This window comes from Parabacteroides sp. APC149_11_2_Y6, assembly GCF_054506995.1.
In genome coordinates this window covers 293,990-308,170 of record NZ_CP173709.1, presented here as the reverse complement: position 1 = coordinate 308,170, position 14,181 = coordinate 293,990, and the positions used below count along the sequence as shown (strand labels likewise).

The window sequence follows — 14,181 nt, the reverse complement described above, 5'->3', positions numbered from 1 at the left end:
CCTGCAACAGGGCTGTTGCAGGTGCCGCAATAGAGTTAGTGCGGGTATCGCAACAGTACTGTTCGACCTACCGCACGGGAATTGAAAAAGAAAAAGGGATTGCCCGTCTATGGACAACCCCTTCTTTCCTAATATTCTATTCTCAATTACAATGCACGTCCCTTAAAGATATTCGACTGGTCTGAAGGGTACAGGTTACCGGTAAACGATACGCGTTCGCTATTGAAGTTCGGATTTACCGTTGCCGTACATTTGTTGGAACCTTTCACCATGCGGATAGAAACACTTGCTGAAACAGCAACTCCCTGAACCATCATGTTCATTGTAATATTTCCTTTTTTATCGGTTTTCATTTCTACATTGGAAGCACTGCCTTCTACAGTAATACCGCCAATACCGTTAGGACCTGAATACGGGCCGTTGAAAGCCAACTGGATAGTTGCCCTGTCGCCTTTCATAGATACGAAGTTCGTGCTTGGAGTGACATAAACGAAACTACCCCGCTTAAATTCAACCCTGTCAGCCTCCAATACGAAATCTCTATCCTTTAATGCCTGAACACCCTGCTCAAACAATGCCATTTCTTCTGCTTCATCTGCCGCTTGTTGTGCTTCTCGTGCTGCTTTTTGAGCATCTCTCTGCTTCTGCTGCTCTGCTGTCGTTGCGCATGAACTAAATGCCAGGACAGTCAATAATAATAAAACTACTTTTTTCATACATCTTGATTCTTTTAGTTATAACTAATCTATTGACGTTACATATAGTAGACAATCAGTAAAGTAAAAGGTTCAATTTAACATCTTCCTTTTCATGTTTTTAACATGGTGCCATAAAAATAGCCAGGCTGTCATAGCCGCTATAAAATCCGAAAAAGGAGAAGCAAACCAAACCCCGTCTAACTGCCAGAGATCCGGCAGGAACAAAATTGCCGGAATAAGGAACAATACCTGGCGGCTCAGGCTCAAAAACATCGCTTTCCAGGCAATACCGATACTCTGGAAAAACTGGCTGATGGAAATCTGGGAACCTACAACAAAGAAAGCTGCCAAAGTCAACCGCAAACCATTCTCCGAAACCGCCATCAATTCGGGGTCATTCGTAAACGCCCGTACAATGATACCGGGAAACAACCAGCTCGCCAAACATCCGGCTCCCGTAATAATCGTAGAAGTAATAATAACCAGCCTCAACGTCTCCTGTACACGTTTATAAAGCCCCGCCCCGTAGTTGAAACCAACAATCGGCTGCATTCCCTGGGCAATACCGATAATCAGCATGACCAGCAGCATTCCCACACTGGTAATAATCCCATTCGCCCCGATAGCCATATCGCCTCCATATTTCTTCAATGCATGATTCTGGATGATAGTAACCGCACTACCCGCCAACTGCATTGCAAAAGGCGAAACACCTATCGTCAGGATATTCCATATGACAGCAGATTCCGGTTTGAAATATTTAACATGGAAACGGACTATACTCTCTTTGTTCAGGAAATGGCTCATCACATAAACGGCACTGACAGCCATTGAAATCACTGTTGCAATAGCCGCTCCCTGTATCCCCATATCGAACCAGAAGATAAAGATAGGGTCGAGGATAACATTTATCACCGCGCCTATCATCATCGTAATCATGGCTTTCTTCGGATAACCGGATGCACGCATCACTGCATTGAAACCGAAACTCAATGAAGCCAGCAGGTTTCCGGGTATGGCAATATACAAATATTCTTCCGCATAGGGTATCGTTTGCTCACTCCCGCCAAACCAAGTCAACAGTTCTTTCAAGAACAGCATACTGGGGATTATCGTCAAGGCAGAGATAATAAAAGTCAGCGTCAAGGCATTACCCAGCACTTTCTCCGCCATGTCATTCGCTTTACGTCCCAAATGGATAGAGACACGTGTAGCCGCACCTGCCCCGACCAACATACCGAATGCCTGCAAAAACAACAAGATGGGAAATGTCAGGGTAAGCCCCGCCATCGCCAGGGGACCTACCCCTTGCCCGATAAAAATACGGTCCACTATATTGTATAATGCATTTACCATCGTACCGACTACAGCCGGTATCGCATAATGCAACAACAGAGAACTCACCTTTTCATATTCCAGCCTTTTGGTAATTTCACTCGTCATAATCTATAATCGTATATTCTTCATTTCTTTTATAAGCCCTGCCACGTCCGTAAACGTTTTCGTTGCGGAATCCGGCATAGTCATAACCAGTTGATGTGCAGAACGGCAATTTATATTCATCTGCCCTTCTTTTACCGGAGAAGGTCTGAAACCGTTCCGGATAAGTGCATTGCCCACCCAGTAAGAAACCAGGAAATCACCTTCCACTCCTATGGGAGAAACCGGCGCCTGTGTATTTAATTTCCCGGTTGACGGGTCGAAAACAATCCCGTCCCGGCTAAAGAATGTTTCAAAAGCTCCGTTCATAATTAAATCTTCCGGGGTTCCGGACGACATGGGATGCCCTTTTTCCTGTAACCACAAACAATCCCCCATCTGAAGAGCCAGGTCCAAATCGTGGGTCGACAGCAAAATTGCCTTATTTTGTTCTACCGCAAGTTTATGCAACAAAACCATCGTTTCAATACGGCTTGTCACATCCAGGAAAGCCGTAGGTTCATCCAGCAGGATAATCGGGCACTGCTGTGCCAATACCTTTGCAATCATCGCTTTCTGGCGTTCTCCATCACTCAACTCCGATACATAGTTTTGTGATTTATGGGCAATACCGGCTGCCTCCAGCGATTGTTCGATGATTTCCCGGTCGTGCGCTTTCAGTTGACCGAAAAATCCCGTATATGGATGACGCCCCAGGGAAACCAGGTCGTAGACTGTTATACCGCCTGCATTTGTCTTTTCCGTCAATACAACCCCTACGGTCAGTGAAAAGTTGTATTGGGAATACGAATCCAGCGGTTTGCCCATCAAACGTATTTCTCCCCCCAAAGGTGGCTGGAAACCGCATAGTGTCCGTAGCAAAGTGGATTTTCCCGCTCCGTTTAATCCGAGCAAGCAAGTCACTTCTCCGGCAAACAACTGCAAATCCAGTGCTTCATGTATCACTTTCCGTTTACCTCCTTTCAACAGATATCCGATACTTAGCTGCTTTGTTTCTATCACAGGACTGTTATTCATCATAGCGTTCAATCAAAATATTGGATATTCTTACGGTTCACAATCACATAAATTATCACAGGAGCACCCAGCATCGGGGTTACGGCATTCAGAGGCAGAATATTATTTGTTCCGGGAAGTACCATTATCAGATTACAAAGCAATGCAATACAAGAGCCTGTCAATAAAGTAACCGGAACCAGCATTTTATGATTGGAAGAACCCAACATCAACCGGGCAATATGAGGTACGGCAAGCCCGATAAAGGATATCGGCCCGCAAAATGCCGTTGTCGTAGCAGTAAGCAGCCCTGTGCAAAACAAAATCAATATACGTGTCTGCTTGATTTTGATACCCAGGTTTGCCGCATACATCTCTCCCAGCAATAAGGCATTCAATGGTTTTATCAGCAAAATAGCTAAAAGCAATCCTACCAATGTAAATATACCGAAATAGGGAAGTTGCTGGATGGATACCCCCGAGAAGTTACCCAACCCCCACATAACGAAAGCATGTACCTTATCTGTCGAAGCATAATAATTCAGAATGGAAATCAATGAAGAGGCCAGGTATCCTATCATGATACCGATAATCAGGAGCATCACATTACTCTTCACTTTAGATGAGAAATAGATAATCAACCCCAGAATACAACCGGCACCGATAAAGGCCGCCAGTATAACAGCCACATATCCACTCAGCGGCCAGTCCGTTACCAAGCTCATCGAACCGCCGAAGTAAAGCAGGATAGCAGCAACCCCCAGGTTTGCCCCATCACTTATCCCCAGAATAGACGGACCGGCAAGCGGGTTCCGGAACAAGGTCTGCAAAAGCAACCCGCTCACAGCCAATGAAGCCCCGGCAAGTAAAGCCGTCACAGCTTGCGGAAAACGGGATTGTAACACGATATTCTGCCATGCCAGCCGTTCGTTCCCCTGCCCCAGCAAAATATTCCACACACTCTCAAACGGTATCGATACGGCACCGTACACCAGCCCTCCTGCAAATAAAACCAAAAGGATAAAAATCAAAAGCGGATAAAATAACAAGGCTTGCTTATTCATAGCGCAAATATAATGCTTTTATCCGCTCCAAACCGATTGGCAGGTATTCACTTCTTCTTTTTCTTTTCTTTTTCCGCTATGAAGAATTTCCTTGTTTCGTCAACAACTTCCTTTCTTAATCCGATAATACCTATCAGGTTAGGGATGGCCATCAACCCGTTTACGATATCCGCAATAATAAAAATAAGACCTAAAGGTAAAAACGAACCGACAGCAACAAGAGATATAAAAATAACCCGGTAAGGCTTTATGGATTTTATGCCCATCAGGTATTCCATACATTTTTCGCCATAATAATTCCAACCCAATATGGTAGTAAAGGCAAAAAAGATCAATCCGATATTAACTACATATTTTCCTAACACAGGGATCGGAAGTCCCCTTTCAAATGCAACTGTGGTCATTGCCGCACCTTCCTGATGCCCTCCATAGCTTCCTGTCAGTACAATTGTAAGTCCTATAACCGTACATACCAACATGGTAAAGAACGTTCCGGTCATCGATATCAGCCCTTGTTTAACCGGTGACTTTGTCTTTGCCGCCGCTGCTGCAATCGGTGAACTGCCCAAACCGGCTTCATTGGAAAAGATACCTCTGCCTACTCCCATTTGTATCGCAACCAGAATCGTCACACCGGCAGCCCCGCCTAAAACGGCTTTGGGCGCAAAAGCACTCTCTACGATCAGCAATATCGCCGGGATAATTTTTTCCGATCGGTTTATCAACACAAGCAAAACAACCAGCAGATAAAGCACCACCATCGTCGGCACGATTTTTTCCGCCACGCTCGAAATCCTTTTTATTCCTCCCAATGTAACCAATGCCACAAGGATGGTTACTACAACAGCAGTTATAGCTACCGGCACATTAAACAAAATAGTCGTAGCATCCGATATGGATTTAACCTGTCCGAAAGTCCCAATGCCGAAAAAGGCAACACCGACACCAAATAACGCAAAAAGTTTCGCCAACCATTTCATACCCAGCCCGTTTTGTATATAATACATCGGACCTCCCGCCATCTGGTTGTTTGCATCCACCTCTCTATATTTAATCGCCAGTACACCTTCGGCATACTTTGTAGCCATACCGAAGAAAGCGGCAAGCCACATCCAGAACAAAGCCCCGGGTCCTCCCGTATGGACAGCCGTAGCCACTCCTACGATATTGCCCGTTCCTATCGATGCCGATAGAGCCGTACACAAAGCTCCATAATTGGAAACATCTCCCTGAACGGAAGCGTCCTGTTCCTCTTCATCTTTACCAAAGACAAATTTAAATGCCATCGGCAACCTGAAAATTTGAAGTAATCTTAATTTGAATGTCAGATAAATTCCTGTTCCGACAAGTAGGATAAGTAATGGCGGTCCCCAAACAAAGTTACTGATACTTTGAAAGATTTCTTTTATTTCCATAATAAATTCATTAATTAAAGGGTTATCTTTCTCTAAGGGTATAATTCCGACGATTCATCGAAGACGAATCGGTCTTATATCTAAGGTCATTCGCAAATATAAGAGAATTAAATAAAATGATAACATTATTATTGTTAAAAATAAACCTCCGTCACAAATTAAGAATAAAAATAAAAAACAGGCATATCACAAACGTATGAATGATGCAAAACATACTAAATATTTATGATATGCCTGTATAAAATAGGATTCAATAAACCGTATCCCTGTTCATTGTCTTAGCCCATATATTACCGGGATAAAGTCCTACAGCTTGTCGGAAATCTTTTCCAGCAGCAGACTCATCCCCTTTTAATAATTGAATTAAACCACTATAATAAGCCACATTACTTTGTTGCACATTCTGATTGGCTTCACCGAATTTTGCATACGAATCCATCAGATTTTGCTGTACATGCTTTAATTTATCCTGCATATCCGCCAAAACCTTATCCGCCTCATTAATATTATTCAATTTTCGCAGCGATTTAACTTTATAATAATTTAAATCCCCCAGATTATCATGTGTATTGCCGGCAACCGACATCTTAAAACATTCCTCCGCTTTATCTTGCTGTTCTAATGCCTGATAAGCAATTCCGGACAAATAATAAACCTTCGCTTCATATCCGCCCCAACGAGAAGGAGCAACTTCCAGATTTACAGGATACTGGTTTGCCAAATCAAATTCAATGATTGCTTCCTTATATTTCTTTTTATCCAACAGGCGAATGCCTTTCAGTAAATGAGAATCCGCATAAATGTCATGTATTTGTCCACCACCTTCCCATAAATGGAAATGACGTTTATCCATTATGCGGATAGCTTTATCATATTGTCCGGCTATATTGTATAAAGTAAGCAAACGCATAACGGCATCATCATGTTTCATAACCGTTTTCAGGTGAGTCTCCAACCGTTTCAGCCGCTGGGTTTCAGGTATATTTGCCTGTTCATAGATTTTATCAGATTCTGTAAGCAGAAGCGCATCTTCGGGATTTGCCTTTATGGCCATATCATAATATTTCATTGCTTTATCCAAGTCACCGGTACGTCCATAACCAAACCCTGCATTGCGGCAGGCAATAGAAAAGGAAGGATTCAGCTCGACTGATTTCACCCACATATCCAGTCCGTTTTCTTTCTGTCCCAGATAATACAACAGGTTTCCTAAATAATAACAGGCAAACGAATCATCCGGCTTTGCTTCCAATATAGACCTGAACAGCCCTATTTCCTCCAACCGGAACGGATAGTTGTCCAGCGGGGATAATTTTTGAGCCTGCCCGATACAAGTTAACGCACCTTCTTTATCACCGGACTTAAGCAAATTAGCCGCTTTATAATAATAGACTAACGGATATCCGGCATAAGGTTCACTGATAGAAATCGCCTCATCCAATACGGTTAAAGCATCTTTTACCGCTCCTATTGTCATATAGTTGCTTGCCACTTCCAACATTTCCTGTACAGCGATAATTCCTTTACTATTATAATTATTGCCCACACGCAAGAAAGAGGCATCTCCAGCCGTAAGCAAGCTTTTTTCCGCTGCACTCCAATAATCCAGCGGATCTATCTGCCGGATATAGGCGATTGTTTCCAATGCTTGCGCCTTATCTCCCAGCATACGAAGAATATAAGCCTTCAGGGTAAGCGCCTGCAAATCACGTTCTCCCACATAAAGAGACTGGGTAATCAAGTCCAACGCTCCCACATACTCTTTTGCATTGACGGCCATTACTGCCAGTTCATAGAATGAACGATGCTTATATTCCGGTGTCCAGGTAGCCGCCCAATAAGTATCTTCCGCCTTTCGGTTTTCACCCGTCATCCGGTACAAATAACCCAGATAATAAAGGGCCTCCGTATTTTTCACTCTCGTATAATCGTGCGATAATCTTGCCTGGGCACGCAGCAAATGCAGTTTGGCTTTCTCCCATTCTCCCTGGCGGATATAATGTTTGCCCACTTCTATATTCACACGGGCATCCATTGAATCGCGAAGCAATGCTTCATTATAAAAGTCCATATAGTCCAACCGGGCATTGTTAAACTGGTCTACACGAAGACCTGCCAGATACAGTTCTTCATTTGTTTTATATGCTTTTACCGGTTTTGTCCCTTCTATAACTTCAGGTAATGGTTTTTCTTCCAACACTACCGGACTATAATCGACCAACAGATTCCCTTGTGCATCATATAAAGCAGTATATAAATCGGAAGCTTTTTCCATATCAGGAACAGAAACCTGTTCAAAAAAATAGTTATCCGGATCAATGGAAATGCGCTTATCCATCAATACCCGATCTTTAGATTTTACCACAACACGTGCATTATCATACAACGTCGTTGCACAGTATCCGACCCGGTAAAGATGCTCTCCCGCCGGTTCAAAATTGACTGCCGCATCCACTGTTGCATTCTTCACGCCTTTAATGCCTTTTATCGGATACCATATCTGGCTGAATTCCCGGATTTCACCCGGATTAATCCAGCTATAGTCCGGCTGGTTGTCCGAATAACCGCCCACCATCAGTTCCAGATAGTGCCCGTCGTTATCCGATAATATTTTATTCCACATTTCCCCGTTCGGATTATTTCCCCACAGGAAAAATTTCTTTCCGGGAACAACATGCCTGTTTGCGACATGCACCGTCCCGGCATCAACGCCATAATCATAACCGGCAAGGAATGACATCTCACTTCCCCATGCAAAAATGGAACGGGAACTTCCTGTAAAATTCTTCCACCAGGATAAATCTTCAACCTTTCCATCCCCAACCGTTGTCTCTCCCTCAGGCCAGTCGGTAAAATAGACTTTATGATGATCCGCACCAAACTGTACATCCGGCGGGAATATAACCTGATACCGGTCATTGCAATGAACCGAAACATTCGCCCAATACAACATAGACTGGATCATCGATGTCGGATTAATTACTTTTATCTTTGCCTCAACCCACGAACGGTTCGGATAGACGGATACACCGACCGACCATTTCAGACGGTGTCTGAATTCTGTTTCCCCGACCCAAATAGTTTTACTTCCATTCTTGTTTTCTTCCATCGTCCAGTTCACAGGCATATACGTACTGGCCCGGTGATGGTCCGGGATATTCCATTCCACCCCGCCGGATAACCAAGCGCCCAACATACCGATCAGAGCCGGTTTCACTCCTGTCTGGGTATAAAAGAAATGATATTTATTCGTATTATCCGTAGCAGAAAAAATACGTCCGCCGATTTCAGGCAAGACAGATATATCGACATACTGATTATTCAGTTTCAACACGTTATATTCCTGTTCCACTTTATTCTCTGTCAATACATCATAGAGCGGATAAGGGTAAATATATCCTTCCGCACCCTGGTAGACACGCCCGGTAAAAAAGATCGGATTGATTTCAGGATTGCCGATTTGATAGGTAGGAATCTTTTCCTGTACGGCTTCCATATGGACCTGTTGCCCGAAAAGAGGAGCTACGGACAAACATAGCAATGGTATTAGCTTACACTTCATAACATAATGATTAAAGAATTGAAAGAAAGAGTTTAGTTTTTCCTCAAAAAAATTTCAATAGTTTATATTTCCGGACTCTGACGATACAAAGCCCGGAAATAATTTTCATCTGTTTCTTTATCTTACCAAATTAGGATTCAGAGAAGCATCCATAGCTGGATAAGGTGCATAAATCGTTTTTTCACCTTGCCAGGTAGCCTTATCAGGTACCAGAACGGACTCCTGAACCATCACACCCGGAGCAACCTCTATCGGTTCATTTCTCTTCCTGTCTTCAAATGTTTTCTGCAACAGTTCCATACGCATCTGATCAGCCCGACGGGTTACCAGCGCACACCAGTTTCCTGCCACTTCCCAGCCGTGTTCCATCAGGGCTGCATCCGCAAAAGCCTGTCCGCTCATACCTGCCGGCAACGGGTCCAAACCAGCACGTTCCCGTACATCATTGATACAACGATAAGCCAATGTATTCGGTTTTCCATCGGCACGTGCCTGTGCTTCGGCATACCACAACAATACTTCCGCATAGCGGATAATGCGGTGGCGGGAATCGTTAGTCATATCCTGGCTGGCAGGTTTCGTATAATCGTAATCCGTATTTCCCACACCTACAGTAAACACAGAGAACATCGGATGATATTCCGGAATGTAGTTTGTTCCACTTTCATCTTTTTCCCACCAATCTACTAATTTACCGCCTTCTTTGTTGCCTAACAAAATTTTAGGATTGTAAATGGCATCTTTACGCGGGCCGGCCGGCATATCTTTCCAAAAACGGATTTCGCCAAAAGCGTCGCCCCAACCGCCAAGCGATTCGAACAAGTTGGATGAAGTAAGCTGCGAATCCTGATCCCAACCATAATCGGCCACATAGTTAATACCGACTACTGTCTCGTTTGTGTAGTTAGTACTCATCGCATATACATTTTTGAAATTCTTCTCCAATATATATTCATAAGAATAGTCATCTACTCCGTCTATCACTTCTTTTGCTTTTGCAGCAGCTTCGGCATAATATTCGGTTTTCTTCAAAGGCCATCCGGCCATTGCCATATATACAGCTGCTAAAGTCGATTTAGCTGCTTGTCGAGTAATATAGGTATTCGCACCAAACATCTTCCGGGGCGCCTTGTCATAATCGGTTGGCAAAATCGTCTCTGCATCCTTCAGGTCTTTCACTATTTGCGTATATACGTCTTCCACACTTGCTACCGGAGCCGAATAGTCAATATCATCAGTAGAGTTTGCCGGTTCCAACCGCAAAGGCAGCGGACCAAATACCCGTACTAATGTAAAATAGCTATATGCACGCCAATATTTAGCCTGCCCGACTGCAATATTTATTTCTTCCTGGGTAGTCGGAGTTTCCGCAGCAAAAGCTATTACTTTGTTTGCCGCCTTAATCAATACATAATGCTGTTGCCAGCATTCGGTTACCCCTTTATTATTATCCGCCGGGACAAAAGCATCGAACTCGGCAGCAGCCTGTTTATTACTACCGGGATTGGCAGTCATATCATCCCCCATCCATTGGGGAAGCTGCATATTCGTATACCCTTGGGTTTTCATCACTTTCTGATAAAGGGCATATACATTCATGTCCAATTCTTCCTGTGACGAATAATAATTCTTCGGGTCAAGTTGCCCTTTGGCATCTTCTGTCAGGAAATCACTGCACGAAGTGGTTAACAGGCCGCACAACAGTGTACAACCAATCCATATTTTTGTTTTCATGTTTATCATCCGTTTTTAGATTTAAAAATTCATTCTTACACCAAAAGTCCAGGTACGGGGCGTAGGATAAGCACCTATATCCACACCACTGTTTATATCTACACTGTTTCCACTGCCTGCAAATGCGGAGCTGGACGGGTCGAAACCTTTATAGCTCGTAATTGTGAACAGGTTCTGGCAACTTACCGTCAATCTCAAATCAGCGAATTTCACAGTCTTCTTCGGCAGGTTGTATGACAAACTGATATTATCCAAACGGAAATAATTTGCATTTTCCAACCATTGGGTAGAAGCCGGCTGATACGTATTACCAGTGCTGGTCAACGATGCATATTCTGCACCTGCTCCCACCTTGTCAAATCCATTAACATAAGCATCACGTAAAGTAATAAACTTGGAGTCTCCTACCATTGAAGCCATCGTAAAACGAGTCAGGTTCAATTTTTTAGCGCCGAACGAACCGGTAAAGAATACATTCAGGTCCCAGTTCTTCCAGCTCAACATATTGTTCCATCCCAATGTAAAATCCGGTGTTGATTTACCAATCACGGTACGGTCGCCGGCATCGATACCACCACTGTTATTCAGGTCGGCATACACATTATTTCCTTTTTCATCCAAGCCTTCCCATACATAGCCATAGAACGAACCGATAGGTTCTCCCGGTTTCACGATAGTCACTTCTTCAACCATACCATGTGCGGCAGGTGCTCCGTAAAGGAAATCGCTACCAGCCAGAGACAATACTTCGTTCTTAATATATGTACCTGTAACTGTAGTCGTCCAGTTCAAATCTTTACCCTGGAAAATATGCCCGGTAATAGAGAAATCCAAACCTTTATTACTGATTTCACCGGCATTCACCCAATAAGAGCCGCCTCCGTCATAGTAAGGGATTGTTTTCTGCAACAAGCCATCCACCGTCTTTTTATAGAAATAGTCCAGAGAAACACTCAACCGGCGGTTCAACAGGGAAACATCGAGACCTAAATCCAACTGGCGTGTTTTTTCCCATGTCAGGTCAGGAGTGGCAAGCGATTCGCTCCAGTATCCCGTATAATAATTCGTGCTGCCAAAGCCATAGCTTACCCGTTTCATCAAACCTAATGTTTCATACGGGTCGATAGCCTGGTTACCCACCAAACCGAAGCTGGCGCGTATTTTAGCATCCTGGAATACCTGTTGTTTTTTCATAAAGGCCTCATTGCCCAAATTCCAGGCAACAGCTACGGATGGGAAATATCCCCACTTTTTGTTCTGGAACTTTGAAGAACCGTCGGCACGGAAAGTGGCAGTCAGCATATAACGGTCTGCATAATTATACATGGCACGACCGACCCCAGACATCAAGCCCCATTTATAATATTTATTTTCAAACTGATGTGAAGTAGCCATATTGACATCCCACCAGCCAACACTTTCCGTCAGCAGGCTTTTACCCGTAATCGACAGGTAGCGTCCTTCCGTAGAAGTTGCTTCATATACACCTGTTACCGTAAGCGAATGGTCATTCCATTTGCCCATATAAGTCAGGTTATTCGAACTCTGCAACATCAAACGGTATGTATCGCCATTTCCCATTCCGCTTGCGGTTTCCACCTTTTTCGTGCTGAATGAGTAATTTTTCTCATCATTATAGTCGATACCGTTAGTTGTAGTAAATGTCAAGCCCGGCAGAATGTTGAAACGCAAATCCAACCGTCCGTTTACCACGTCATTCAAATACTCTGTACTTTCCAGTTTAAGTTTTCCTTTCGGATTGGCGGCAATGGAGTTATACGGGTCCCAGGTATAATTGCCATGGTCGTCCATCATAGTCATTGTCGGCGAATAATTCAGGGCAATCCATACCGGGTTTCCCTTTCCCATACTGAAATCATTCCCCTTACGCAGGTTATGTGAAGCATTAACATCTGCTGTTACATGCAACCAGCTCGTTACATCCGAAGTAACATTGGCACGAACCTGGTACCGTTTGTTGGAAGTTTCGTCTACAACGCCCTGCTGTCCCATATAGTTTGCAGAAAGATAATACTGAACATCCTTATTACCATTAGAAATAGCTAATTTATAGTTCTGTGTCACGCCTGTGCGAAAAATCTCATCCTGCCAATCGATACCGGCTGTCCCGTTTTTATACGCATTCATTTCTTCTTCCGTAAATGCATTCGGGAATTTGATTTCTCTTAAAGCCGTAGCGTATTCATAAGGACTCAGGATATCATATTTATGATAAACGGAAGAAACACCCACCTGTGCATCGAAAGTAATTTCCCGGTGATTCACCTTACCTGTTTTCGTTGTAATCAAAACAACACCGTTCGAACCTCTTGAACCGTAGATTGCAGTGGAAGAAGCATCTTTCAAGACCTGCATAGACTGGATATCGTCCGGGTTGATACCGGTCAGACCACTTTCCCTTACAATTCCGTCGATTACATAAAGCGGATCATTACTACGGTTGATAGAACCGGCTCCACGGATACGGATTTTCACATTACCTCCCGGAACACTGCTGTTTTCAACCTGTACACCGGATACACGTCCTTGGATAGCATCAGACACCTGGGTTATCGGCTGGTCTTTGAAGCTCTTACTATCCATAACTGATACAGAACCTGCCAAATCCGCTTTACGGACAGCACCGTAACCAACCACTACCACTTCATCCAAAGCCTGGTTATCTTCTTTCAGAACGATATTAAACAAGGCTTGATTGCCGGATGCTATTTCCTGCGGTAAAAAACCAATATAGGAAACCTGAATAACAGCCCCTTCCGGCACTTCTTCCAGAGTAAAATTACCATCTGCATCGGTTATACATCCATGAGTAGTGCCTTTTACCAAAATATTAGCCCCGGCAATCGGTCCCATATCGTCTTTTACGGAACCGGAAATCGTACGGAGCTTTTTCTGGTTTTGTTCAGATACGGCAGGTGCATCTTTTTTAGATATGATAATCTGCCGGTTTGAAATCGTATACGTATTATTTGTTCCTTCAAAAACCTGATCGAGAATATGCTCAACCTTTCCGTTTTCCGTATTAACAGATACTTTCCTGTTTAAGTCTATCGATTTGTCCAAATAGAAAAATATGTATTCACTATTTTTCTCAATCCGGTTAAATACATCTCTTACTGTCTGGGAATTTGTTTCCGCAGACAAATTTGTTCCAATAACAATGAAAGCAAAGAAGAAAAAGATTTTAATGGCGCGTATAAGCCTTTTTTGTTTAGATTTACTCTGCCTAAACTTCGAATCCTTTTTCATGT

8 protein-coding genes are annotated in these 14,181 nt (G+C 43.5%); all 8 read right to left on the bottom strand.

Annotated elements, in window-relative coordinates; genetic code table 11:
* Positions 1-146: 146 nt before the first annotated feature.
* On the bottom strand, positions 147-716 hold the full coding sequence (locus ACGE0T_RS01245; RefSeq protein WP_459188752.1) for a DUF4251 domain-containing protein: 570 nt from the start codon (positions 714-716) through the stop codon (positions 147-149).
* A gap of 72 nt (positions 717-788) precedes the next feature.
* On the bottom strand, positions 789-2,141 hold the full coding sequence (locus ACGE0T_RS01240) for an MATE family efflux transporter (protein ID WP_459188751.1): 1,353 nt from the start codon (positions 2,139-2,141) through the stop codon (positions 789-791).
* 3 nt (positions 2,142-2,144) lie between these two features.
* Positions 2,145-3,155, bottom strand: a complete 1,011-nt coding sequence (locus tag ACGE0T_RS01235; protein WP_459190393.1) for an ABC transporter ATP-binding protein — start codon at positions 3,153-3,155, stop codon at positions 2,145-2,147.
* 8 nt (positions 3,156-3,163) lie between these two features.
* Positions 3,164-4,198, bottom strand: a complete 1,035-nt coding sequence (locus tag ACGE0T_RS01230; protein ID WP_459188750.1) for an iron chelate uptake ABC transporter family permease subunit — start codon at positions 4,196-4,198, stop codon at positions 3,164-3,166.
* Between the two features lie 47 nt (positions 4,199-4,245).
* Positions 4,246-5,613, bottom strand: coding sequence for an alanine/glycine:cation symporter family protein (locus ACGE0T_RS01225; RefSeq protein WP_459188749.1), 1,368 nt, complete (start codon positions 5,611-5,613; stop codon positions 4,246-4,248).
* 250 nt (positions 5,614-5,863) lie between these two features.
* Positions 5,864-9,175, bottom strand: a complete 3,312-nt coding sequence (locus tag ACGE0T_RS01220; RefSeq protein ID WP_459188748.1) for a DUF5107 domain-containing protein — start codon at positions 9,173-9,175, stop codon at positions 5,864-5,866.
* A 117-nt stretch (positions 9,176-9,292) separates the two neighbouring features.
* Entirely contained in the window at positions 9,293-10,909 is a 1,617-nt protein-coding gene (locus ACGE0T_RS01215; protein WP_459188747.1) for a RagB/SusD family nutrient uptake outer membrane protein, read from the bottom strand.
* Positions 10,910-10,930: 21 nt separating this feature from the next.
* Positions 10,931-14,179 (bottom strand): TonB-dependent receptor, encoded by a 3,249-nt coding sequence (locus ACGE0T_RS01210; RefSeq protein WP_459188746.1) that lies wholly within the window; start codon positions 14,177-14,179, stop codon positions 10,931-10,933.
* Positions 14,180-14,181 lie beyond the last annotated feature (2 nt).

Coding starts and splice junctions, on each gene's coding strand:
- ACGE0T_RS01210 (WP_459188746.1), bottom strand. CDS start 14,179: ATGAAAAAGGATTCGAAGTTTAGGCAGAGTAAATCTAAACAAAAAAGG.
- ACGE0T_RS01235 (WP_459190393.1), bottom strand. CDS start 3,155: ATGAATAACAGTCCTGTGATAGAAACAAAGCAGCTAAGTATCGGATAT.
- ACGE0T_RS01220 (WP_459188748.1), bottom strand. CDS start 9,175: ATGAAGTGTAAGCTAATACCATTGCTATGTTTGTCCGTAGCTCCTCTT.
- ACGE0T_RS01245 (WP_459188752.1), bottom strand. CDS start 716: ATGAAAAAAGTAGTTTTATTATTATTGACTGTCCTGGCATTTAGTTCA.
- ACGE0T_RS01225 (WP_459188749.1), bottom strand. CDS start 5,613: ATGGAAATAAAAGAAATCTTTCAAAGTATCAGTAACTTTGTTTGGGGA.
- ACGE0T_RS01215 (WP_459188747.1), bottom strand. CDS start 10,909: ATGAAAACAAAAATATGGATTGGTTGTACACTGTTGTGCGGCCTGTTA.
- ACGE0T_RS01240 (WP_459188751.1), bottom strand. CDS start 2,141: ATGACGAGTGAAATTACCAAAAGGCTGGAATATGAAAAGGTGAGTTCT.
- ACGE0T_RS01230 (WP_459188750.1), bottom strand. CDS start 4,198: ATGAATAAGCAAGCCTTGTTATTTTATCCGCTTTTGATTTTTATCCTT.